General features: G+C 67.8%; 21 protein-coding genes and 2 tRNA genes. 7 read left to right on the top strand and 16 right to left on the bottom strand.

What is annotated here, in order from left to right; all coding sequences use genetic code 11:
• Positions 1-14: 14 nt before the first annotated feature.
• A complete protein-coding gene (locus ABD206_RS02640) occupies positions 15-2,198 on the bottom strand; it encodes an ATP-dependent DNA helicase RecG (protein WP_344068863.1) in 2,184 nt (727 codons plus the stop codon).
• 47 nt (positions 2,199-2,245) lie between these two features.
• On the opposite strand from ABD206_RS02640, the gene rsmD reads away from it, so the two are divergent.
• The gene (rsmD, locus tag ABD206_RS02635) at positions 2,246-2,803 is read left to right on the top strand and encodes a 16S rRNA (guanine(966)-N(2))-methyltransferase RsmD (protein ID WP_344068860.1); all 558 of its coding nucleotides are present in this window, start codon (positions 2,246-2,248) and stop codon (positions 2,801-2,803) included.
• Positions 2,804-2,808: 5 nt separating this feature from the next.
• Here the strand turns inward: rsmD and thiL are convergent, their stop codons facing one another.
• Entirely contained in the window at positions 2,809-3,792 is a 984-nt protein-coding gene (thiL, locus tag ABD206_RS02630) for a thiamine-phosphate kinase (protein ID WP_344068857.1), read from the bottom strand.
• A gap of 33 nt (positions 3,793-3,825) precedes the next feature.
• On the opposite strand from thiL, the gene ABD206_RS02625 reads away from it, so the two are divergent.
• Positions 3,826-4,302, top strand: a complete 477-nt coding sequence (locus tag ABD206_RS02625) for a DUF3515 family protein (RefSeq protein WP_344068855.1) — start codon at positions 3,826-3,828, stop codon at positions 4,300-4,302.
• On the opposite strand, the gene ABD206_RS02620 is transcribed toward ABD206_RS02625, so the two are convergent.
• From ABD206_RS02620 to ABD206_RS02590, 7 genes are all read right to left on the bottom strand, one after another.
• On the bottom strand, positions 4,303-5,391 hold the full coding sequence (locus tag ABD206_RS02620) for a D-alanine--D-alanine ligase family protein (protein ID WP_344068849.1): 1,089 nt from the start codon (positions 5,389-5,391) through the stop codon (positions 4,303-4,305).
• The gene (locus tag ABD206_RS02615) at positions 5,297-6,427 is read right to left on the bottom strand and encodes an NAD(P)H-dependent glycerol-3-phosphate dehydrogenase (RefSeq protein WP_344068845.1); all 1,131 of its coding nucleotides are present in this window, start codon (positions 6,425-6,427) and stop codon (positions 5,297-5,299) included. Before ABD206_RS02615 ends, ABD206_RS02620 begins: the two co-directional genes overlap by 95 nt.
• Positions 6,417-7,181 carry a lysophospholipid acyltransferase family protein gene (locus ABD206_RS02610; RefSeq protein WP_344068843.1) on the bottom strand — a complete coding sequence of 255 codons (765 nt, stop codon included), beginning with the start codon at positions 7,179-7,181 and terminating at the stop codon, positions 6,417-6,419. Before ABD206_RS02610 ends, ABD206_RS02615 begins: the two co-directional genes overlap by 11 nt.
• Positions 7,182-7,184: 3 nt before the next feature.
• Positions 7,185-8,552: a UDP-N-acetylglucosamine 1-carboxyvinyltransferase gene (gene murA / locus ABD206_RS02605; protein ID WP_344068841.1), complete on the bottom strand. Its 1,368-nt coding sequence runs from the start codon at positions 8,550-8,552 to the stop codon at positions 7,185-7,187.
• A gap of 52 nt (positions 8,553-8,604) precedes the next feature.
• On the bottom strand, positions 8,605-9,201 hold the full coding sequence (gene leuD / locus ABD206_RS02600; RefSeq protein ID WP_344068838.1) for a 3-isopropylmalate dehydratase small subunit: 597 nt from the start codon (positions 9,199-9,201) through the stop codon (positions 8,605-8,607).
• Position 9,202: 1 nt separating this feature from the next.
• Positions 9,203-10,681, bottom strand: a complete 1,479-nt coding sequence (gene leuC, locus ABD206_RS02595) for a 3-isopropylmalate dehydratase large subunit (RefSeq protein WP_344068835.1) — start codon at positions 10,679-10,681, stop codon at positions 9,203-9,205.
• Positions 10,682-10,870: 189 nt separating this feature from the next.
• Positions 10,871-11,860 (bottom strand): TerC/Alx family metal homeostasis membrane protein, encoded by a 990-nt coding sequence (locus tag ABD206_RS02590; RefSeq protein WP_344071386.1) that lies wholly within the window; start codon positions 11,858-11,860, stop codon positions 10,871-10,873.
• A 277-nt stretch (positions 11,861-12,137) separates the two neighbouring features.
• Between ABD206_RS02590 and ABD206_RS02585 the strand changes: the two genes are divergently transcribed.
• Together ABD206_RS02585 and ABD206_RS02580 are read left to right on the top strand one after the other, a co-directional pair.
• Complete coding sequence (locus ABD206_RS02585) at positions 12,138-12,695, top strand: RNA polymerase sigma factor (protein WP_344068832.1); 558 nt, start codon at positions 12,138-12,140, stop codon at positions 12,693-12,695.
• Positions 12,692-13,765 carry a DUF4349 domain-containing protein gene (locus ABD206_RS02580; RefSeq protein ID WP_344068829.1) on the top strand — a complete coding sequence of 358 codons (1,074 nt, stop codon included), beginning with the start codon at positions 12,692-12,694 and terminating at the stop codon, positions 13,763-13,765. The genes ABD206_RS02585 and ABD206_RS02580 overlap by 4 nt, the downstream gene beginning before the upstream one ends.
• A gap of 173 nt (positions 13,766-13,938) precedes the next feature.
• Here the strand turns inward: ABD206_RS02580 and ABD206_RS02575 are convergent.
• Positions 13,939-14,014, bottom strand: a tRNA-Glu gene (locus tag ABD206_RS02575).
• A 116-nt stretch (positions 14,015-14,130) separates the two neighbouring features.
• Here ABD206_RS02575 and ABD206_RS02570 point away from each other — a divergent pair.
• From ABD206_RS02570 to ABD206_RS02560, 3 genes are all read left to right on the top strand, one after another.
• Entirely contained in the window at positions 14,131-14,769 is a 639-nt protein-coding gene (locus tag ABD206_RS02570) for an MBL fold metallo-hydrolase (RefSeq protein WP_344068826.1), read from the top strand.
• Positions 14,770-14,835: 66 nt separating this feature from the next.
• On the top strand, positions 14,836-16,806 hold the full coding sequence (locus ABD206_RS02565; RefSeq protein ID WP_344068823.1) for an ArnT family glycosyltransferase: 1,971 nt from the start codon (positions 14,836-14,838) through the stop codon (positions 16,804-16,806).
• Positions 16,807-16,894: 88 nt separating this feature from the next.
• Positions 16,895-17,761, top strand: coding sequence for an NYN domain-containing protein (locus tag ABD206_RS02560; RefSeq protein WP_344068821.1), 867 nt, complete (start codon positions 16,895-16,897; stop codon positions 17,759-17,761).
• Positions 17,762-18,004: 243 nt separating this feature from the next.
• Here ABD206_RS02560 and ABD206_RS02555 read toward each other — a convergent pair.
• The 6 genes from ABD206_RS02555 to ABD206_RS02530 form a co-directional block, all read right to left on the bottom strand.
• Positions 18,005-18,076 (bottom strand) — tRNA-Gln (locus ABD206_RS02555).
• Between the two features lie 82 nt (positions 18,077-18,158).
• Positions 18,159-19,676: a glutamate--tRNA ligase gene (gene gltX / locus ABD206_RS02550; protein WP_344068819.1), complete on the bottom strand. Its 1,518-nt coding sequence runs from the start codon at positions 19,674-19,676 to the stop codon at positions 18,159-18,161.
• 38 nt (positions 19,677-19,714) lie between these two features.
• Positions 19,715-20,584: a formylglycine-generating enzyme family protein gene (locus ABD206_RS02545; RefSeq protein ID WP_486348063.1), complete on the bottom strand. Its 870-nt coding sequence runs from the start codon at positions 20,582-20,584 to the stop codon at positions 19,715-19,717.
• Positions 20,581-21,858 carry an MFS transporter gene (locus ABD206_RS02540; protein ID WP_344068813.1) on the bottom strand — a complete coding sequence of 426 codons (1,278 nt, stop codon included), beginning with the start codon at positions 21,856-21,858 and terminating at the stop codon, positions 20,581-20,583. The genes ABD206_RS02545 and ABD206_RS02540 overlap by 4 nt, the downstream gene beginning before the upstream one ends.
• Positions 21,851-22,618, bottom strand: a complete 768-nt coding sequence (locus ABD206_RS02535; RefSeq protein ID WP_344068810.1) for a fumarylacetoacetate hydrolase family protein — start codon at positions 22,616-22,618, stop codon at positions 21,851-21,853. Before ABD206_RS02535 ends, ABD206_RS02540 begins: the two co-directional genes overlap by 8 nt.
• Positions 22,619-22,638: 20 nt before the next feature.
• The gene (locus ABD206_RS02530) at positions 22,639-23,745 is read right to left on the bottom strand and encodes a branched-chain amino acid aminotransferase (RefSeq protein WP_344068807.1); all 1,107 of its coding nucleotides are present in this window, start codon (positions 23,743-23,745) and stop codon (positions 22,639-22,641) included.
• Between the last annotated feature and the right edge of the window lie 35 nt (positions 23,746-23,780).

Raw genomic sequence — 23,780 nt, 5'->3', positions numbered from 1 at the left:
ATCGACCTGGCGGATCAGTTCTTCGCGAGCGCTGCCCGATCGCCGGAGGTCACGCGCCTGTCGATCTCGGCGGCCAGCGCACGATGCTGCAGCAGTGCCGGATCGCCGATCAGGATCTTCTCGGCCGCGGAGCGCGCCTCGCCGATCAGGTCGGCATCCTTGACAACGCGCAGCAGACGCAGCGATGAACGCACGCCGGACTGGGCCGCACCCAGAACGTCACCCTCACCGCGAAGGTCCAGGTCGGCCTCGGCCAGGGCGAACCCGTCGAGTGTGGCCGCGACCGCCTCGACGCGCGCCCGGCCTGTCGTGCCGGAGTGCGACTCGGTCACGAGCAGGCACAGTCCCGGCACGCTTCCCCGCCCGACGCGACCACGGAGCTGGTGAAGCTGCGAGACACCGAAACGATCGGCATCCAGGATCACCATCGTCGAGGCGTTCGGTACATCGACACCGACTTCGATCACGGTCGTCGCGATCAGCACGTCGATATCCCCGCGGGCGAAGGCCTGCATGATGGCATCCTTCTCCTCAGCGGGCAGCCGCCCGTGCAGCACCGCACGTCGAAGGCCGGTGAACTTCTCATGCGCGGCCAGCAATTCATCGACCTGCACGACGCCCCAACGCGGGCGACGGGGCGTCGCGTCCTCGCCCGCCGCCTCGCCGAGCGGTTCTGGCACATCGGGATCCTCCGACACCGCGGTGGCCGGGTCTGCGGCGTCGATCGCGGGACAGACCACGAAGGCCTGCCGTCCCTGCGCCACCTCTTCGGCCACACGGTCCCAGACCCGCGCGAACCAGGCCGGACGCTCCGCCAGCGGCGCGACGAAGGACTCGATGCCGGCCCTTCCGGTCGGCATCGTGCGGATCGTCGAAACGTCGAGGTCGCCGAACACGGTCATCGCGACCGTGCGCGGAATCGGCGTCGCCGTGAGTACGAGGGCATGCGGACTCGTGCCCTTCGCGCGCAGTGCCTCGCGCTGCTCGACCCCGAACCGATGCTGCTCGTCGATCACCACGAGCGCGAGATCGGCGAATGTCGTGGACGGGCTCAGCAGCGCGTGGGTGCCCACCACGATCAGCGACTGCCCGGATGCCACGCGCAATGCGGCGCGCTTGCGCTCGGCGGCGGTGAGCTGACCGGTCAGCAGCGTCGGGAAGATCTGCGCGGCCAGATCGGGCCCGAGCATCCGCGCAATCGACCGCAGGTGCTGACCGGCCAGAACCTCGGTGGGTGCGATGAGCGCGGCCTGCCCGCCGCTCTGTGCCACCTGGAGCATTGCGCGCAGCGCCACGAGCGTCTTGCCCGAGCCGACCTCGCCCTGCACGAGGCGATTCATCGGCCAGCTGCCGATGAGGTCGCGCGCGATCTCATCGCCCACGAGCACTTGATCGGGAGTGCGCTCAAAGGGAAGGGACGCATCAAAGCGCGTGAGGATCTCGCCGGCGGGCCGCGGGGTGGCGGACATGGCGCGTACGAACTGTCGCTGCTGCAGCAGTGCGGCCTGCAGCACGAATGCCTCGTGCCACCTGAGCGTCTCGACGGCCGGGCCAACCTGCTCGATGAAGTCCGGACGATGCACACGCTCCAGGGCGGTCCGGATGTCGAGCAGACGCCGGTCCTCACGCACCTCGACCGGCAACGGATCGTCGAGCTCACCCAGCCCGTCCAGCACCATCGCGATCAGCTGCGTGATCTTCCAGCTGGCCAGGGCCGACGTCGCCGGATAGATCGGGATCGGGAGATTCGCCTTCGCCTCGGCCGTCATCAGCGCCGTAGCGGTGTCTTCGAACAGTTCGTAGTCGGGATGCGCCAGCTGCAACGTGCCGCGATACTCGCTCACCTTGCCCGCGAAAACGCCACGGCGTCCGGGCGTGAGCTGATCGATCCGCCAGCGCTGGTTGAAGAACGTGAGGGTGAGCTCGCCGTTGCCATCGCTGATGACCACCTCCACGAGCGAGCCCGCCCGACCGCGCATGCGCCGCTCCGAAGCGCGTCGGACTTCGGCGACGATCGTCACCGGCTCACCGAGCGGCAGGGTCGAAATCTGGGTCAGCTCCCCCCGTCTGGCATACCGCCGCGGATAGTGCTCGAGCAGATCGCCGACGGTCAGCATGCCGAACGCGCGGAGCAGGGCCTTGGCGGCCTTCGCCCCCAGCGCGCCGTCCAGGCGCGTCGCAAGCGTGAAGGCGGGCATGGAACGAGTCTAGGGAGCGCCGCCGACGCACGTTCTATGGTGGGGAGGTGACCAGGATCATCGCGGGCGCGGCAGGCTCCCTCCCCCTCGAGGTTCCCGGATCCGGCACGCGTCCCACGAGCGATCGGGTCAGAGAGTCGCTGTTCGGGTCTCTGGAGACGAGGGGGCTCGACGACCTCGCCGTGCTCGATCTCTACGCCGGCTCCGGTGCGCTCGGGATCGAAGCGGTCAGCCGCGGCGCCGCATCGGCGGATCTCGTGGAGAAGGCACCCCGGGCCGTGGCTGTGATCGAACGCAACATCCGCCGGGTCGAACGCGCGATCGGGCCGGGGCGGCTCCGCCCCCATCGTGCCGCGGCCGATGCGTTCCTGGCGTCCACGCGGACGTCGTTCGACCTCGTCTTCCTCGATCCCCCCTACGACCTCGCCGAGACGGAGCTCGCCGACACGCTGACCCTCGTCGCCGAGCGGCTCGCACCCGAAGGCATCGTGATCGTCGAACGAGCGACCCGCTCAGGGGTTCCCGTACTTCCGTCCGGCCTCGTGCTCGAACGAGAGCGCCGCTACGGTGACACGACCCTGTGGTGGCTGCTGTCTGCTGAGTGACCCGCTCAGCCCAGCGTCGCGTCCCAATCGCGGTACGGGTCCCAGCCGCCGCGCCCGTCGAACACCTGCCCGTCGACCCGCACCGGGGCATCCGTCTGCGCGATGACCGTGCCGATCGCGCGAAAGTCGTCCGGGAGGGGGGTCGTCGACGGGAAGGTGGCCAAGAGCGCATGGTCCTCTCCGCCCACGAGCGCGGTCCGGGGATCGGAACCGAGCGCGTCGCTGCGCAGATCGATCGTGACACCTGAGGCCTGAGCCATCCGTTGAGCGTCCCGGACGAGACCGTCGGAGACATCCATCATCGCCGTCGCTCCGGCATCCGCCGCGCGCGGACCACGATCGACCGGCGGTCTCGGCCGCAGCTGCGTCGCGAGGTCGCGGCTCTCCTCGATCGTCAGCTCCTCGGGACGCACCGGGACGGGGTTGCCGTCCTCGTCTCGGAATCTGTCGAACAGCAGCGCGAGGCCGCGCCCCGCTCCCCCGAGATCGCCGCATACGGCCACGACGTCACCGACCCTCGCCCCCGAACGGAGCAGCGGCGCGCGTCCATCGAGCGAGCCCAGCGCAGTCACGGCGATCGTGAGCGTGTCCGATACCGTCAGGTCACCGCCCTCGACGTCGCATCCGGGAGCCAGCATGGCGCAGGCGTCGCGCAGTCCCCGCGCGAGGTCGGCGACGAACGACAGCCTGGTCGCATCGGGCATCGCCAGCGCCACCAAGAGCGCCGTCGGCCGGGCACCCATCGAGGCGACATCCGAGAGATTGACCGCCGCGGACTTCCAGCCGAGGTCGTAGCCACTGGACCAGGCGAGTCGGAAATCGGGGCCATGAACGAGTGTGTCGACGGTGGCGACGACCCGCGCGTCGGGAGCGGCGATCACAGCAGCGTCGTCACCGGGTCCCACCAGTGCCCGTGAGGCGCCGAGACTCCGGGTGATCGTTGCGAGGACCTCGGCCTCGGACAGGTCCCCGACGATCGGATCGTGCATCGTCCCACGCTATCGCGGAGGTAGCCTGGAGCAATGCCGCGCGCACGACGGTCGATCCTGGCCCTGCTCCTCACCGTCGGCGCCCTCACCCTGGCCGCGTGCACGCAGACGGTGTCCCTTCAGCCCGCGCCGGACGCGAACAACCCCTATTGCGCGGATGTCACGGTGCGATTCCCGCAGCAGCTGGACGGCCAGCCGCGACAGTGGACCGACGCCCAGGCGACCGGGGCCTGGGGGGATCCGACAGCGATCATCGTCTCCTGCGGCGTCGACGTCCCCGGCCCGACGACACTGCCGTGTCAGTCCTTCGGCGGCGTGGACTGGATCGTGGATGACAGCGAAGCCCCCTACTACCGGATCACCTCCTTCGGCACCGACCCCGCCGTCGAGATCTACCTCGACAGCGAACGCGTTGCCAGCGCCGAGGTTCTGGACACGTTGTCGGGCATCATGGTCACCACGATTCCGATCAACGGGCTGCAGTGCACGGAGGACGTTCCGGCGGCCTGATCAGCTGCGCTCGAGAGCGGTGTCGATCAATTCACTGATCAGCTCGGCGTAGGTCATGCCGCTCGCGATCCAGCACTTCGGGAACATCGAGATCGGCGTGAAGCCCGGCATGGTGTTCAGCTCGTTGACGAAGATGCCGCCGTCGGTCAGGAAGAAGTCGACGCGGGCGAGTCCGCGGCCACCGACCGCATCGAAGGCGCGGACGGCCTGCGACTGGAGCGCCGCGATCTCGCTCGCGCTGAGGTGCGCGGGACACACCACCTCGGCGCCGTCGCCGCCGAGGTACTTTCCCTCGAAGTCGTAGAACTCACGCGTGGTCAGCACGATCTCGCCCGGCAGCGAGGCACGCGCACCGTCGCCGCCGCGGCCCTCGAGCACGGCGACCTCGACCTCGCGCCCGACGATCGCCGTCTCGATCAGGGCCTTGTCATCCTCGACGAGTGCCGCTTCCACGGCCGCGTCGAACTCGTTCCAGTCGTGCACCTTCGAGACACCGACGCTCGAGCCGGCGCGTGCAGGCTTGACGAAGCTCGGCACGCCGATGGCCTCAGCCCGCTCGCGAACAAGCGCACGGTTGGCCGCCCACTCTGCGCGCGTGACGGTGACCCACGGGGCGACCGTGACACCGGATGCCTGCAGCACGATCTTCATGAAGTGCTTGTCCATGCACAGGGCGGAGTCGAGCACGCCACCGCCGGCGTAGGGGATGCCGAGCGTGTCGAAGAAGCCCTGCACGGTCCCGTCCTCGCCGTGCACACCGTGGAGGATCGGCAGGACCACGTCGACCTCGCCCAGCTGCTGGATCTCCCCGTCGGCGAGACGAACCCGCACGGTCCGGTCCGCGCCGCCTTCGGGCCAGAGCACGCGCGTGCCGTTGTCGACGACGTCGGGAAGGTGCGCGGCATCCAGGGCGAACTTGTCGGGATCGTCGGCCTCGAGCACGAAGATCCCCTCGCGGGTGATGCCGATGGGAATCACCCGGAAGCGCTCGCGGTCAAGCGCCCGGAGCACCCCGCCCGCCGTGACGGAGCTGATCGAGTGCTCGCTGGAACGACCGCCAAAAAGCACCGCCACCGTCGCCTGAGCCATTCTGGGTCCTCTCCCCCTGGGGTGTGTCGTCGTCAGTGGTCAGATGCGGAGCGATGTCCTTCGGGTTCATCGCGCCATCCAGCACCATCTTGACCTGCTCCACGATCGGCATCCCCACGCCCGACTCGCGCGCGAGGGTCAGGATGGGCGCGACCGACGCGAGACCCTCCGCGGTCTGCTGCATCTGCTTCACGACATCCTGGAAGCTGAATCCCTGCCCGAGCAGCCGCCCCGCCGTATTGTTTCGACTCAGCGGCGACTGACAGGTCGCGATGAGATCTCCCAAGCCCGCCAGTCCCTGCAACGTCTCGGGGTGAGCTCCCTGAGCGACGGCGAAGTCGGTCATCTCGACCAGTCCCCGGGTGATGATCGACGCCTTCGTGTTCTCGCCGTATCCCACGCCGTCCACGATGCCGATCGCCACCGCGATGAGGTTCTTGAGCACGCCGCCGAACTCGGTTCCGATCACGTCGGTGTTCACGAAGGAACGGAAGTAGAGATTCCGGGCTCGTCGGGCGACGGCATCCGCCGTCTCCTGGCTCTGCGAGGCGATGACGGCCGCCGTCGGCTGTTCTTTCGCGATCTCCAGCGCCAGGTTCGGACCCGACGCGACCGCGATGCGCATCGGATCGCAGTCGAGCTCCTGCTCGATGACCTGACTCATCCGCAGACCGCTCTCGCGCTCGACGCCCTTCATGAGCGAGACCAGCGGAACGTCGCTGCCCGCGACGAGCGGGCGGATCGTCGCGAGATTCTCGCGCAGCGCCTGGCTCGGAACCGAAAGATAGATCTGCTCGGCACCCGCCAGCGCCTCCTCGAGCGAAGCGGTCGCCGTCATCTGACGAGGCAGGTTGATGCCCGGCAGATAGCGGCTGTTGCGCTTGGCCTCGCTGATCTCCAGCGCGAGTTCGGGTCGCCGCGCCCACATCGTCACGCGCGCCCCACCATCGGCGAGGATCTTGCCGAACGTCGTTCCCCAGCTCCCGGAGCCGACGACCGTGACCCGAGGACGGGCGGCCTCTTCCCTACGACTCAAGGCGGCCCGTCTCCTTCTGCCCGTGCGCGCTCGGATCCCAGCGGTGTGCCGGTGGCTCCTGGTCGCGCAGGACGCCCTGCAGCTGCGAGATGCGCGCCATGACCAGATCGGTCGCGGCGTTCAGTGCCGAGGCCTCCTTCTTGTGTCCCGCGAACTCGCTGAGGTCGATAGGGTCGCCCACGAGCACGACCACACGCTTGCGCAACGGCCACAGGCTCAGCTTGCCGTAGCGCGGCAGCACCCGCTGCACACCCCAGTGCGCAACCGGGATCAGCGGGATGTCACCGGCAAGCGCGAGCCTCACGGCCCCGGTCTTGCCGCGCATGGGCCACAGATCGGGGTCCCGCGTCAGCGTACCCTCGGGATAGACGATGACACCGTGACCGTGTTCGACCAGCTGCTCGGCCTGCGTGATGGTCTGCTTGGCCGCGCTGGCAGAGGATGAACGCGCGACCGGGATCATCCCCGTCGCGCGCAGCACCCAGCCGAGGACCGGCACACGAAACAGGCTCTCTTTCGCCATGAAACGAGGAGCTCGCCCCATTCCCCACACCGCGCGCGCGACGATCACCGGGTCGATCTCGCTCATGTGGTTGGGGGCGAGCACGTACGCGCCTTCACGGGGCAGCTTGTGCGCGTCGCGCAGCTCCACCTTCACGAGGACAGCGAGGAGGGGCACGACGATCACCGCGAGCGGCCAGAAGATGCTGGGGCGCGTCTTCTCCCGCGACGCGCGCAGTCTGCCGGACCCCATCGCTCAGTCGAGAATGTCGAAGTCGGCGCCGAGGTCAGCGAGCTTGGTAAACAGGCGCTCGTACCCGCGGCTGAGGATACCGACATTGCGCACCGTCGACTCGCCGTCGGCGGTCAACGCCGCGATGAGATGGCTGTAGCCACCGCGAAGGTCCGGCACCACGACATCCGCACCGTGCAGCGCCGTCGGGCCGGAGATGACCGCGGCCTGCTCGAGCTCCCGACGGGGAACGCGTCGGTACTCGGCCTCCAGACCCTCATGGTGCACGACGATGTCGGCACCCATCTTGTTGAGGGCGTCGGTGAAGCCGAAGCGGTTCTCGTAGACGGTCTCGTGGACGACGGACCGGCCGTGCGCCTGGGTGAGCGCGACGATCAGCGGCTGCTGCCAGTCGGTCATGAAGCCGGGGTGCACGTCCGTCTCGACGGTGACGGGCTTCAGGTCGCCACCGCGGCGGAACCGGATGCCGTCCTCGCGTACGTCGAACCAGCCGCCCACCTTGCGGTAGACGTTGAGGAAGGTGAGCATCTCCTGCTGCTTGGCGCCCTTGACGAAGATGTCGCCGTCGGTGGCCAACGCCGCACACGCCCACGAGGCGGCTTCGTTGCGATCGAAGATGCACCGGTGGTCATAGCCCTGCAGGGTGTCGACACCCTCGATGAAGATGACCCGGTTGGGCTCGTACGAGATGATCGCACCCATCTTCTGCAGAACAGCGATCAGATCCATGATCTCGGGCTCGATCGCGGCTCCCCGAAGCTCCGTGACGCCCCGGGCACGCACAGCGGTCAACAGCACTTGCTCGGTCGCTCCGACGCTCGGATAGGGAAGCTCGATGTTCGCCCCATGCAGCCCCTCGGGAGCCGAGAGCCGGATGCCGCTGGGGAGCTTCTCCACGACTGCACCGAACTCCCGCAGCGCATCGAGATGGAAGTTGATCGGCCGGTCACCGATGCGGCACCCGCCGAGGTCCGGGATGAACGCCTCGCCCAGCAGATGCAGCAGCGGCCCGCAGAACAGGATCGGGATGCGGGAGGCGCCCGCGTGCGCGTCGATCTCCTCCATGTGGGCCGAGACGGCCGCCGAGGGATCGAGGATCAGGGATCCCGGCTCTGCGCCGTCGGTGACGCGAACGCCGTGCACCTCGAGCAGTGACCTGACGACCTGCGCGTCGCTGATCTCGGGGACATCGCGCAGCGTGCTGGGCGTGTCCCCGAGGAGCGACGCCACCATCGCCTTGGTCGCGAGGTTCTTGGCGCCGGTGACGGTGACATTTCCGATGAGCGGACGTCCACCGCGGACCAGGATCGTCTCCGACGATCCGCCCGGCGTAGGGGCGGATGCGGCGCCGCCGCTCAGGAGTGTCGTCATCCAGGGAACCTCATTTGCGTGTCGAGGGAGAAGGGCCGATGCCGGATCGCGGCTATCGGACCGGAAGGGTCCGGGGCCTCCATGCGGCGCGGCGCGCTTCGAATTGCGCGATCGCCTCTTCGTTCCGGAGGGTCAGGCCGATGTCGTCGAGCCCTTCCAGAAGCCGCCACCTAGTGTAATCGTCGATCTCGAACGGGACCCGGAGATCGCCGATCGTGGCGATTCGCTGCTCGAGGTCGACCGTCATCTGCACACCGGGATCGGCATCCACCGTGTCCCAGATCGCCTGACGGTCCTCCTCACTGATGACGCCGGCAAGGAGGCCCTGCTTACCGGCGTTGCCGCGGAAGATGTCGGCGAAGCGGGGGCTGAGGACGACGCGGAAGCCGTAGTCACGCAGCGCCCAGACGGCGTGCTCCCGGCTGGAGCCCGTGCCGAAGTCGGGACCGGCGACGAGGATCGTCGCACCGGAGAACACGTCCTGGTTGAGGACGAAGTCCGGGTCCTGACGCCAGCTGGCGAACAGCGCATCCTCGAAACCGGTCTTCGTGACCCGCTTGAGGTAGACGGCCGGGATGATCTGGTCGGTGTCGACCGCGGAGCGCTTCAGCGGCGCGACGACACCGGTGTGGGTGGTGAACTTCTCCATCTCAGGCCTCCGATCCAGGTGTCAGCGCGGGCTCTCGCAGCGGCTCGAGGTCGCTCGGACTCGAGAGCGTGCCGCGCACGGCTGTCGCCGCGGCGACCAGGGGCGAGACGAGGTGGGTACGGCCGCCCTTGCCCTGCCGCCCCTCGAAGTTGCGGTTGGAGGTCGACGCACAGCGCTCCCCCGGTGCCAGCTGATCGGGGTTCATGCCGAGGCACATCGAGCAGCCGGCGAATCGCCACTCGGCACCGAAGTCGGTGAAGATCTTGTCCAGGCCCTCGGCCTCGGCCTCGAGCCTGACCCGCGCAGAGCCCGGAACGACCATCACACGCACACCCTCCGCCTTCGTGCGCCCCTCGATGATCGAGGCGAACGCGCGCAGGTCCTCGATGCGGCTGTTCGTGCACGAGCCCATGAACACGGCATCCACCGGAACCTCCTTCAAAGGAGTTCCGGCTTCGAGGTCCATGTACTCCAGCGCGCGCTCGGCGGCGGCGCGTTCGTTCGCGTTCTCGAAGGACGTCGGGTCGGGGACGACATCGCTGAGGGATACGCCCTGGCCGGGATTGGTGCCCCACGTGACGAAGGGCTCCAGCTCGTTCGCGTCGATGTACACCTCGGCGTCGAACACCGCACCCTCGTCGGTCGGGAGGGTCCGCCAGTACGCGACGGCCTCGTCCCAGTCCGCCCCCTGCGGGGCGTGGGGACGGCCCTCGAGGTACGCGAAGGTGGTGTCGTCCGGCGCGACCATGCCCGCCCGGGCGCCGGCTTCGATCGACATGTTGCAGATCGTCATCCGGCCCTCCATCGAGAGGGCGCGGATGGCGGAGCCGCGGTACTCGAGGACGTAGCCCTGGCCGCCGTTCGTGCCGATCTTCGCGATGACGGCGAGGATGATGTCCTTCGCGGTCACGCCGGGCTTGAGGTCGCCCTCGACGGTGATCGCCATCGTCTTGAAGGGCTTGAGCGGCAGCGTCTGCGTGGCCATGACGTGCTCGACCTCGCTGGTACCGATGCCGAAGGCCATCGCGCCGAACGCGCCGTGAGTGGATGTATGCGAGTCGCCGCATACAACGGTGATGCCCGGCATCGTCAGCCCCAGCTGCGGCCCGACGACGTGGACGATGCCCTGCTCTTTGTCGCCGAGGGAGTGGATGCGCACGCCGAACTCGTCGGCGTTGTGGCGCAGCGTCTCGATCTGCGTGCGACTGGTGAGGTCGGCGATCGGCTTGTCGATGTCGAGGGTCGGCGTGTTGTGGTCCTCCGTTGCGATCGTGAGATCCACGCGACGCAGCGGCCGCCCCTCGGCACGCAAGCCGTCGAACGCCTGCGGGCTGGTGACTTCATGGAGCAGGTGCAGGTCGATGTAGATGAGGTCGGGCTGGCCGTTCTCGCCCTTGACGACGAGGTGGTCATCCCAGACCTTCTCTGCCAGGGTGCGGGGCCGATCAGGGACGACGACGTCGGAGATGGGTGCGCTCATTGCTCTTTTCGTTCCGAGAGTTGTGGGTTAGGGCCCGCGACGAACTCCGCGACGAGTGTGGCCTGAGGTTAGGACTCGCCGCGGCCGCTAAGGAGAAGACGAGCGATCCGCACCTGCCCAGGCTACCACCGGGTCATTCGAGGGGAGCGCCAAGCCGAGCCCCACCGACTCGGCGGGAGGCCCGCGGGGCTATTCGACGGGGGTGCGGCGTTCGCGGGCGGAGGCGATGAGACTCGCAACCGTGGCGACGGTCATCGACACCACGATCACCGCCAGCGACATCAGGGTCGAGATCTCCGGAGCCCACTCGATCGGCTCCCCGCCGTTGATGAAGGGCAGTTCGTTCACGTGCATGGCGTGCAGCACGAGCTTGACGCCGATGAAGGCCAGGATGAACGCGATGCCATAGTGCAGGTAGCGGAGGCGGTCCAGCAGATCGCCGAGCAGGAAGTAGAGCTGGCGCAGTCCCATCAGGGCGAAGATATTCGCCGTGAAGACGATGAACGCGCTCTGTGTGATGCCGAAGATCGCGGGGATCGAGTCGATAGCGAAGACGAGGTCGGTCACGCCGATCGTGACGAAGACGATCACCATCGGGGTGAACATCTTCTTGCCATCGACCATCGTGCGCAGCTTCGCTCCGTCGTAGTGATCCGCGATGTCGATCCCGCGACGCAGCAGTCTGACGAGGAAGTTCTCCTTCTTGACCTCGCTCTCGTGGTCGCCGCCCGGGAACGCCTGCCGATACGCGGTCCACACCAAGAACGCCCCGAAGATGTAGAACACCCAGCTGAAGTGCTCGATGACGGTCGCCCCGAGAAGGATGAAGATCAGTCGCAGGACGAGCGCGATGATGATGCCGACCATCAGCACTTCCTGCTGGTAGCGGCGCGGCACGGCGAACTGGCTCATGATCAGCACGAAGACGAAGAGGTTGTCGATCGACAGGCTGTACTCGGTCAGCCATCCGGCGATGAACTGCCCGGCGTACTCCCCGCCGGCGAAAACCCACATGAGACCCGCGAAGATCAGCGCGAGCACGACGTAGAACACGACCCACAGGGTCGATTCCCGGGTCGAGGGGATGTGGGGGCGCTTGAGGATCAGCAGCAGGTCAGCGGCGAGGATCAGCGTCAGCACGACGAGCGAGCCGATCTCGAACCACAGCGGAAGGGACAGGTCCAAAGGTGGGCCTTTCACGGTGAGGGGCACGGAAGATGCCGAAAGTCTCTCCCCCGCCGCAGCGGTGCACGCCCGGGGCTGTGAGCCCGTGATGACGAACGCGCAAGAACGGGATACTCCCTCTCGTCCCTCCAGGGTACCCGAGCCGCTCCGACCCCGCTCTAGCGAGCGATCAGCCCGGCGCGCGACTGTCGTGAGACGATCACGTCCCTCACGACACTTGCAGGGTGAGAGACAATGAGGCGCCGCATCCGGCGCACGGCAGGGGGCATCGATGACCGATACCGGCACGCAGACCGACGCAGAGCTCGTCGCGCGCGCAGCCGCCGGCAGCGACGCGGCCTTCCGGGCGCTGTATCGGCGATATGCGAAGCCCGTGTACTGGCTCGCTCACCGCCTGGTGGGCACGTCGACGGATGCCGAGGATGTCACACAGGAGACCTTCGTCGCCGCCTGGCGCAAGCTCGGTGCTCTGGAGTTGACCGGCGAATCAGCGCTGCCCTGGCTGTCGACGATCTGCCGATTCCAGGCGGCGAACCGGATCCGTCGCCAGCAACGGGATCGGGCACACACATCCGACGCCCTCGACGAGGCGCTGCCGTCGACGGTGGATGTCGAACGCCAGGTGATCGACGACGAGTACTTCCGTGCCATCGCCGCCCAGATTGCCACGCTGTCCGAGACCGACCGCGAGGTATTCCGCCTCTGTGCGGTGGAGGGCTTCGGCTATCAGGCCGCCGCCGACCACCTCGGGCTCGGCCACGGGGCCGTCCGCAACCGTCTCTCCCGCATCCGCACACAGCTGCGGACGACCGCCAAGGAGGACGCATGAACACCCCGAACACCCCCGAACAGGACGCCCCATTCCCCGAGCTCCCCGAATTCACCGCTGAGCGGGTCGACGCCGTCGAAGCGGCCGTGCTCGACGCGATCGAGCAGGATCGCGCGCTCGCGCTCCGCCGGGCCGTGCGTCGCGGCCGTCTCTGGATGGGCGGGGCCGCCGCCGCAGCCGTCGTCGCCGTCGCGGCGATCATCGCCCCGAGCGTGACCGCCGGGCTGTCAGGCTCGTCAGGCGACTTCTCCGCGGCATCCACCGGCGTCGCCGAGACCGAGATAACGGCCATCGACGGATCCGCCGGTGCGGCGGACTCCTCCGGCCTCGCCGAACCGGATCTTGCGTCGGGAAGCCTGGATGACGTGTCCCGCGAGGTCGTCGCCAATGCCTGGGCGTCGCTCATCGTGGACGACATCCGCGGGGCCGCCGACGAGATCGCGACCGCTGCCACCGAGAAGGGCGGCTACGTCGAGTCCCTCAGCCTCGGCACGGGCGTACCGATACCTGTGGATGTCATGTCCGAGAACGCCTCGACGACGGCGATCACCACCGGATGGATCTCCGTGCGCATCCCGGCAGACCAGCTCACGGATGCGGTCGCCGAACTCAGCGTTCTCGGCGAGATCACCTCCTCGAGCATCGACCGGTACGACGTCACCGACCAGGTCATCGACCTCACGGCACGAGTGGACGCCGCCCAGGCATCCGTCGACCGTCTGCTGGAGCTCGTCGCCCACGCAGACAACGTGTCCGACCTCATCGCCGCCGAGTCCGCTCTTGCCGAGCGACAGGCGACCCTCGAGTCGTACCAGCAGCAGCTGGAGAGCGTGCAGAGCCAGGTCGCCATGTCGTCACTGTCGGTCTCGCTGTCGACCACAGCCGAGAACGTGGATGCCGACCCGGCCGGGTTCTGGGATGGGATCGTCGCCGGGTGGAATGGCCTCATCGCCACACTCAACGGCGTCGTGCTCGGGGTCGGGTTCCTGCTCCCCTGGATCGCCGTGGTTGCCGTGCTCGGCGCGATCGTCTGGGGCGTCGTGGCCCTCATCCGCCGCGCCCGCTCCTGACGCGCGACATCGTGAAGATAGGAGAAATAGCCAGAACAGGATGCCACGCGGCGCGTCTGTCCTGTTCTGGCGATTTCTCCTACCTCGGCGAGATGGTCTCGGCGAGGTTCGCTCGCACCGCCGATGTCCGAGAAGAGGAAAAGCCCGGTCGGAAGACCGGGCTTTTCTGGTGTTGGTGACCCCAGCGGGATTCGAACCCGCGTTACCGCCGTGAGAGGGCGGCGTACTAGGCCGCTATACGATGGGGCCGCAAGACAACCGTTCGATTATGCCACGCCTCGAGCGCGCGAGACAAATCGGCCCGGGAACCGATGGCGTCGCCCTGTCGGCTTGCCCGAAGCTCCGCCTGGTTGTTGACTCAGGACATGCGGGTCACCAAACACGAGCACGCAGCTCTCACCCTGCGCGACTCCGGCAAGACGCTCATCATCGATCCGGGATCCTTCACGGATCCGATTCTGGATGCCGGGGACATCATTGCGGTCGTGGTGACCCACGAGCATGCCGACCACTGGACTCCCGAGCATCTGCGTCGCATCCTGTCGCGCGCGCCGATGGCGCGGATCTTCGCGCCCCAAGGGGTCGCGGATGCGGCCGCGGACTTCGAGATCCGCGTCGTCACCCCCGGCGAGCGCGTGGAGATCGGCCCGTTCACGCTGGAATTCTTCGGTGGCCTGCATGAGGTCATCCACTCATCCCTCCCCGTCGTGCAGAACGTGGGCGTGCTCGTGAACGACGGCTTCTACTACGCCGGGGATTCGTACGACCTCCCCACCGGGCATCCCGTCAAGCTTCTCGCCGCTCCTGCGGGCGCCCCGTGGCTGAAGCTCGGTGACGCGATGGACTTCATCCTCGCCATCGCGCCCCGCCTGGCGTTCGCGACCCACGACATGACGCTGTCGACGATCGGCCGCCGCATGGCACGGCAGCGGCTGACCTGGGCGACCGAGCAGGGCGGGGGCGAGTTCCTCGTCCTCGACCCCGGGATGTCGATTGACATCTGAGCGCACACAGGGGACGCATAGGAATCGGATAGCGGGCACCTGAGACCTCTCCCTACCGTCGGTTCCATGACCGCCGTGACAACTGCGTCCAGGCCGGCCAGCGCCACCGCCGCCGCACGCCATCCCCATCTCTCCCGCGCCGTATGGCCAGCGGGTCTCTTCCTCCTCACCATCGGAACCGCCCTGCTCACGATGTGGGCGCTGGATACGGCATCCGAATCGAACTACTACGCCGCCATCGCCGTGTCGATGAGCCAGAGCCCGAGCAACTTCTTCTTCGGCGCATTCGACCCCGCCGGCACCGTCACCCTCGACAAGATTCCCGGGTCCTTCTGGATTCCCGCGCTGTTCGTGGCCGTCTTTGGGTACTCCACCTGGGTGATCGTGCTCCCCAACGCGCTCGCCGCAATCGGCACCGTGCTGTTGGTCGCTTTCACCGGACGACGCCTGTTCTCACCGACCGCCGGCCTCATCGCCGGAGCGGTCGCCGCCACAACGCCGATCTTCATCGCCGTGTCCCGGTCGAACCAGCCCGAGACGTTCTTCGTCCTCTGCCTCGCTCTCACCGCGTGGGCAGCCGCGCGTGCCCTGACCACCCCCCGACTGCGGTGGATCATCCTCAGTGGGCTGTTCATCGCTCTCGCGTTCCAGACGTACATGCTCGAGGCCTGGGCGCTGTGGCCGGCGCTGGGGGTCGCATATCTGTTCACTGCGCAGCCCCTGTGGCGCAAGATCTGGCATCTCGCCGCCGCGGGTTCGATCAGTCTGTTCGCATCGCTGTGGTGGATCATCCTCGTCTCCCTGATCCCGGCATCCGATCGTCCCTACATCGGCAGCACGCTGAGCAACAATCCCTGGGAGATGGTGTTCGGCTACAACGGTCTCGGGCGCTTCTCTGCCACGGCGGACTCCAGCGACTATCTGTCGTTCACTCCCCCGTTCTCGGGTGACGCCAGCGTGTTCAGGCTGTTCAACGAACAACTGGCGGGTCAGATCGCGTGGCTGCTCCCGGCCGCCGTGCTCTCGATCGTGATCTTGTGGATGCTGCGCTTCCCTCGCGCTGTCACGGTGTTCCTCGGCCTGTGGTTGCTCGTGTTCGGCGCCATGTTCTCGGCCGTCGCCGGGATGCACCAGTTCTACACGGCCGCGCTCGCCGTGCCCGTCGCCCTGTCGGTGGGGCTCGCGTTCGGCCTCGCACGCCGTCGCGGCGTCCTCTGGCCGCAGATTTCCCTCGTCTCGGTCGCCGCTGTGACCGCGGTGCTCGTGAGCTTCTGGTATCCGGGCTACTCCACCGTCGTCTCGTGGGTCCAGGCACTCATCGCGGTCGGAGTGATCGTCCTGCTGATCGCCGAGCGCACCCTCACGAGCTTTCCCCGACTGGCGGTGACGGCAGCGGCGGCGGTCGCACTCGTGCTCACGCCCACGGTCTGGTCCGCGGTCACGATCGCGCACCCGAGCAACACCAACCCCGTCGCCGGCGGGGTGTCGGATTCCCCGAGCATGGGCGGGCTGGGCACCGGAGCGGGCGGGCAGAACGCCCAGGGGACTCCCCCCGGGAGCGCGAGCGGTCAGAGCGGGGCGCCCGGCCAGGGGGGCGTACCCGGCGGCGTGAGCGGTCAGGGCGCGGGCCCGGCCCAGGGGGGCGCAGACGGCGCTCTGGGACAGGGAGCGGGGCCCGCTGGAACCGGCGCGACATCCGCCGCATTCGTGGAGTTCCTGGAGCAGAACCAGGGCGACGCAGATTACCTTGTCGCCACCTTCGGCGCGCAGGCCGCATCGAGCATCATCCTCGCGACCGACGGGGGGTCGGTACTCCCGATCGGTGGGTTCAACGGCAACGACGCGGTGCCGTCGCTCGACGAATTCATCGCGATGGTCGACGACGGCGCGGTCCGGTTCGTCATGTCCTCCAGCGCGGCAGGCGGCCAGGCGGCGAGCACCGGATCCTCGACATCGGCCGAGATCCGCGCCTGGGTCGAGGTGAACTGCGAGACGACGGATGCCGCCGGCACCGCCATCTACGACTGCGCACCGTGACCTGATCATCCGATCACGTTCCCAGTTTCGGCTGAGCGCGCGAGACTAGGCTCAACAACCGTCCGACTCCTCATACCCAGGAGGTCCCGTGCCCGAGACATCCGAGGCGCGCGTCGCGGTGTACCTCGACTTCGACAACATCGTCATGTCCTGGTACGACACCGTCCACGGTCGCAACTCCTTCGGACGCGATCGACAGAAGATCGCCAAGGACCCGACCGATGAGGAGATCGCCGCACGCCTGGCCGATGCGACGATCGACCTCGGCGCGATCATCGACTACGCCGCGTCCTTCGGCACGCTCGTGCTCACCCGCGCCTACGCCGACTGGTCGGCACCGATCAACGCCGACTATCGTTCTCAGCTCGTGGCCCGCGCTGTGGACCTCGTCCAGCTCTTCCCGGCGGCGGCCTACGCGAAGAACGGCGCCGACATCCGACTCGCGGTGGATGCCGTGGAGGACATGTTCCGCCTCCCCGATCTCACGCACGTCGTGATCGTGGCCGGAGACTCCGACTATGTGCCTCTCGCCCAGCGCTGCAAGCGCCTCGGCCGCTTCGTGGTGGGCGTGGGAGTGGCGGGGTCCAGCGCCAAGTCGCTGGCGGCTGCCTGCGACAGATTCGACGCCTACGACGCCCTTCCGGGTGTGGATCGCCCGCAGAAGACCGAAGCAGCGGAGCCCGCATCCACGGGGCGTCGCAGCCGTCGCAAGGCCGCCGACCCCGGCGCAGAGCTGCTCGAGCGCGCGCTGCGCCTGGAAGGCGACAAGGAGGGCACCGACTGGCAGCATGCCAACGTCGTCAAGAGCCTCATCACCCGGCTCGACTCCTCTTTCAGCGAGCGCGCGCTGGGTTTCCGTAGCTTCACCGAGTTCGTGAAGGCGCACCCCAAGGTCGCCGAGATCGATGAGACCGAGAACATCGTCCAGATCCGGCTGGCGTCCGACGCCAGATAGGTCGGATGGGCAGGGCTCGTATCGCTACGCAGGCTCCGTCGTCCGCACGAGCCCGCAATTCACGCAGGACCACGCGATCAGGAATCGCTCGTCATCGAGGATCTCGAACCTGAGCCGGTCACCACACGTCGGACAGACCCACGCATCCGGTGTGCGACTCGACATGCGATCAGGCTAGACGACACCCTCGCCGCGAGCTCCCGAGATACGAGAAAACCCCCGGAATTCCGGGGGTTTTGCTTGCTGGGGTACCTGGACTCGAACCAAGAACAACTGAACCAGAATCAGCCGTGTTGCCAATTACACCATACCCCAAGGCGTCTCACCGAGATGAGCACCGAGGATCAAGTCTAGACCACGGAAGGGAGCGCTCCAAACCAGCACGCTCCCCCTCCCGTCACTCCGCGACCGGTCGTGCGGCAAGCGCGCCGAAACGAGCGAGGGAGACGGACTTGCCCAGCAACTCCATCGACTCGAACAGCGGCGGGGATACTCGGCGCCCACTGAGAGCAACCCGCAGCGGGCCGTACGCGACTCGCGGTTTGAGGCCGAGACCGTCGATCAGGGCCACCGAGAGCGCCTCCTGGATGACAGGCGCGGTGAACTCCGACGCGGGGATGCCCTCGATCGCCGCAGCTCCCGCTTGGAGCACCTCCACGGCGTTCTGCGGCAGTGACTTCAGAGCGTCTTCCTCGTAGGCGACCTCGTCGACGAAGAGGAAACCCAGGAGTCCGGGGACATCCCCCAGCAGCTGCACCCGCTCCTGCACGAGGGGCGCGGATGCCGCGATGAGGGCTCGCTCCGCCTCGGTGGGCGGGTCCGACACGATCCCGGTAGCGGCGAGGTAGGGGACGATACGCGCGGCGAAGACGTCGGCGTCGAGCATCCTGATGTGATCGCCATTGATCGACTCGGCCTTCTTCTGGTCGAAGCGGGCCGGGTTCGGGTTGACGTCGGCGATATCGAAGGCGGCGACAAGCTCGTCCAGGGAGAACACATCTCGATCGGCGGAGATCGACCATCCGAGCAGCGCGAGGTAGTTGAGAAGGCCCTCGTGGATGAAACCCTTCTCGCGCTGGAGGAAAAGATCGGCGCGGGGGTCGCGCTTGGAGAGCTTTTTGGTGCCGTCGCCGAGCACGAGCGGCATGTGGCCGAAGCGCGGCACGAAGTCGGTCACACCGGCCTTCACGAGTGCGTCGTAGAGGACCAGCTGGCGGGCGGTGGAGGGCATGAGGTCCTCGCCGCGCAGGACATGCGTGATGCCCATGAGGGCATCATCAACGGGATTGACGAAGGTGTAGAGCGGCACTCCCCCGGCGCGGACGATGACGAAGTCAGGGAAGGATCCTGCGGGGAAGGTCACTTCGCCGCGGATGAGGTCGACGAAGGTGACGTCCTCATCCGGCACCCGCAGGCGCCACGCTGGCTCGCGTCCCTCGGCACGGAAGGCCGCCTTCTGCTCGTCGGTGAGGTCGCGGTCATAGTTGTCGTAGCCGAGTTGCTTCGCTCGCCCGGCGGCCTCGTTGCGGGCGTCGATCTCCTCGCCCGTGGAGAAGCTCTCGTACACGACGCCGGCCGCGATCAGCTTGTCGAGCACACCCTGATAGAGGTCGTGACGCTGAGACTGCCGGTACGGCGCATGGGGACCGCCGACCTCGACGCCCTCGTCCCAGTCGATCCGCAGCCACCGCAGGGCATCCAGCAACTGCTGGTAGCTCTCCTCGCTGTCACGCGCGGCATCGGTGTCTTCGATGCGGAACACGAGCGTGCCGCCGTTATGGCGGGCGTAGGCCCAGTTGAACAACGCAGTGCGCACCAGGCCGACATGCGGGAGCCCCGTGGGCGACGGGCAGAAGCGCACCCGGATGTCAGAGCCGGATGCAGTCGTGGTGGCGGGGTGAGGCAGAGCAGGCATAGAGACCCAGTCTAGTTGGACCCGGCCCTCGGTCCCCGCTACGCCTGGGGCAGACTCACCGTGCGGAAACCGCAATTTCCTGCGGTTGAGTCCGGTGTGTTCCCCGTTCGCGCTGCCACGCGGTAGCGGTTGCAGTAGGAGTCATGGCACAGGTAGGAGCCGCCGCGCATGACGCGCCGCTCCTCCTGCACGATCGGAAGCAATGATCCGCCCCGCCCGGCGGGCGCCGGCGGAGTCGTCTCGAATCGATCGGCGCACCAGTCCCAGACGTTCCCCGCGACATCGAACACCCCGTACCCGTTGGGCGGGAATGCGCCGACCGGTGACGTGGCCAGCCAGCCGTCCTCGGCGGTGTTGTGGTCGGGGAACCTCCCCTGCCAGATGTTGCACATCCACTTTCCACCGGGTGTGAGCTCGTCGCCCCACGCGAAGCGCGCGCCCACGAGGCCGCCGCGGGCCGCCGTCTCCCACTGCGCTTCGGTCGGGAGTGCGCGCCCTGCCCACTCGGCGTACGCCACGGCATCTCGCCACGACACATGGACAACGGGGTGATCGCCCACGTCGGCGAGATCCGAGAGTGGGCCGTACGGCCGCCGCCAACTCGCTCCCCGCACAGCAAGCCACCAGGGACTCCCCGAGGCACGCCCCAACACATCGTCGGCGGAAGCCGCAACCGCCAGGTGGAACACCGCGGAGTCGCCGTACCTTTCGGCATCCGTGAGGTAGCCCGTCGCATCCACGAAATGGGCGAACTGGGTATTGGTGACCGGTGTCGCGTCGATGTCGAACGCCTCGAGGGTGACGTCGCGCTGCGGCCCTTCGGCGTCGAACGGGTATCCCTCGTCGAAGGCGTCGCCGAGCAGGTAGGTTCCCGCCGGTATCGCACACGTGCGGCGCGGCACGCTCACTCCTGCCCCGACACGACGGCGGCAGACCGTGCAGCACGTCCGAACGGCGAGATCACGACGACAACGACGACGACCGCGAGCGATACGAGCGCGAGCCCACCGTAGCCGATCCACCCGAGCAGGAACCCTGCGGCGATCGCCCCCGAGGCGCCCACGAGATTCATCACCAGATCGCTGCGACCCTGGCGGCGCGGGCGCAGTTTCTCGGATGACATCTCGGTCAGGAGCGCAGCACCGGCCACCGTAGCCGCGCTCCAGCCGAGGCCGAGCAGAATCAGTGCGATGGTCACCCCGAGGTTCGACTCCGCGAAGACCGCGGCCACAGCGAGGGATGCCGCGAGCAACGCCTGGCCGATGAGGATCGTGGTCACACGCCCGAGCTTGTCGGCGAGGATGCCGAAGACGGGCGCGAGCGCATACATGCCGGCGATGTGCAGGCTGATGGTCAGACCCACGATCGTGAGGGTCGCGCCGTGGTGCAGCAGGTGGACCGGGGTCATCGCCATGACGGCGACCATGACGCCGTGCGCGCCGGCGATCGCGATGATCGCGAACCGGGCGGCACGGGGGCGATCCTCGTGCGCGATGCCGGCGGTCCGGCGACTTTCGTGGTGCGCGGCGATCCGCTGCGCCAGCAGCAGGGGGTCGGGACGCAGGGCGAAGAAGTAGAGAGCGACGGCGAGGACCTGTGCGGCAACCGTGAACAGGTAGGGACCTGTCAGCGCCGGCATGCCGAGCATGTCACCCAGCACTGTGCCCGGCCCGACCAGGTTCGGACCGAGGACGGCTCCGATCGTCGTCGCCCACACGACGATCGACAGGTCGCGAGCACGGGAGCGGTCGTCGGCCAGGTCGGCCGCGGCGAAGCGGGACTGGAGGTTGGCGGCCTGGCCCGCACCGATCAGGGCGAAACCGATGAGCAGCACCGGGAAGGAAGCGATCGCCGCGGCGAGGATGACGACGCCGACCCCGAGCAGCGCGATGACCATTCCCGACGCCAGCGCCAGGCGTCGGCCACGACGGGCGGCGAGGGCGGCGAGCGGCACTGCCGTTCCCGCTGCCCCGAGGGTGACGAAGGCGGTAGCGAGCCCCGAGAGGGAGTCATCCCCCGCGATCTCGGCCGCCAGCACAGCCCCGAGTGAGATCGTGGCGCCGAACGCGATCCCCCCGAGCACCTGCCCGGTCGACAGCACCGTGATCGAGCGCTGCTGCGTCGCGCGCACCTGCTCATCGGAGGGTTGCCAGGACACCTCTCCCGACGGCGTCTCAGGCATTGCGGACGAGGTTGCGCAGAACCCCGATCCCCTCGATCTCGACCTCGATCTCGTCGCCCGCCTCGAACGGACCGACGCCCGCGGGAGTCCCCGTGAGGATGACATCTCCGGGCAACAGTGTCATCGCCGCTGACGCGTAGGCGACGATCTCCGGCACCGAGTGAATCATGTCTCCGAGCGGCGCACTCTGGCGGATCTCACCGTTGACCCGCGTGACCAGGGTCGCGTCGTCGTCGAGGTCGAACTCCGTCTCGATCACGGGGCCGAGAGGGCAGAAGGTATCGAAGCCCTTCGCGCGCGCCCACTGGCCGTCGGATTTCTGCAGGTCGCGCGCGGTCACGTCGTTGGCGAGCGTGTAGCCGAACACGTGGTCCAGCGCATCCTCGGCCGAGACGTTCTTGGTCACCCGACTGATGACGACCGCGAGCTCGCCTTCATGATCGGTGCGCTCCGACTGCGGCGGGCGCACGATGGCGTCGCCGGGTCCAATGACGGCGGTGTTGGGCTTCAGGAACAGCAGCGGCTGCTCGGGGGCGACCCCGCCCATCTCGGCCGCGTGGTCGTGGTAGTTCTTGCCGACGCACACGATCTTCGAGCGCGGGATGACAGGGGCGAGCAAAGTGACATCCGCGAGCGGGATCCGCTCTCCCGTCGGCTCGTAGCCCGCGAAGAGCGGATCCCCTTTCAGGACCACGACGTCACCCTCGTCGAGGATGCCGTAGGCGAGCGCGTCTTCGTGGCTGAACCGTGCGATCTTCACCGCGCCAGCCTACGCCGCGGTCAACCGTCGAGTCGGACGAGCCAGTTGTGGCGGTCCTCGATGCGGCCGTACTGGATGTCGGTGAGCTCCTGACGAAGCGACAGCGCGAGCTCTCCCGTGGGCTGCTCGTCGATGAAGTCGCGTCCCTTGAGCACGCCGATGGGGGTCACCACCGCTGCCGTGCCGCAGGCGAAAACTTCGACAATGTCGCCGGATGCCACACCCGAACGCCACTCGTCGAGGGAGACCGATCGTCCCTCGATGTGGTGGCCGCGGTCGGCCGCCAGCTGCAGCAGCGAGTCTCGCGTGATGCCCTCGAGGATCGACTCGGACTGCGGGGTCACGATCGTGCCGTCCTTGTAGACGAACACGACGTTCATTCCGCCGAGCTCCTCGACGTTGCGGTTCTTGTCGAGGAAGACGACCTGATCACACTCGTTCTCGTACGCCTCGGACTGCGGGAGCAGGCTCGCCGCGTAGTTGCCGCCCGTCTTGGCCGCACCGGTCCCGCCCTCGCCGGCACGGGCGTAGTGCTCGCTCAGCCAGATCGTCACGGGGTTCACGCCGCCGTGGAAGTAGGCGCCGGCGGGGCTCGCGATCACGTAGTAGCCGACCTTGTGTGCGGGGCGCACGCCCAAGAACGCTTCCTTGGCGAACATGAAGGGCCGCAGGTAAAGGCTCTGGTCCTCACCCGAGGGCACCCACGCGGCATCCACCGCGATCAGCTCGCGCAACGACTGCGTGAAGTATGCGACCGGAAGTTCCGGCAGTGCCAAGCGACGTGCCGAGCGCTGCAGGCGTCGTCCGTTCTGATCGGGACGGAAGGTGTGGATCGACCCGTCCGCATGGCGGTACGCCTTGATGCCCTCGAAGACCTCCTGGCCGTAGTGCAGCACGGCCGCGGCCGGATCCAGGGCGATCGGACCGTAGGGCGTGACGGTCGGGCTGTGCCACCCTCCCTGCACGGTCCACGTCAGCTCGACCATGTGGTCGGTGAAGTTGATGCCGAAGCCGGGGTTGGCGAGGATCTCTTCGCGAACCTCGTCGGGCTTGGCCGCGGGGTTGGGGGTGACCGTGAACTCGAGCGGGGAAAGTCCTGCGTCGGGGTCGGTGTCGAGAAGCGTCATGGCGATTCCTGAGGGTCTAGCGCGACGGCGTCGTG

It is taken from the genome of Microbacterium sediminicola, from assembly GCF_039531125.1.
GTDB lineage: Bacteria > Actinomycetota > Actinomycetes > Actinomycetales > Microbacteriaceae > Microbacterium > Microbacterium sediminicola.
This window is presented reverse-complemented; position numbering and strand designations above follow the sequence as displayed.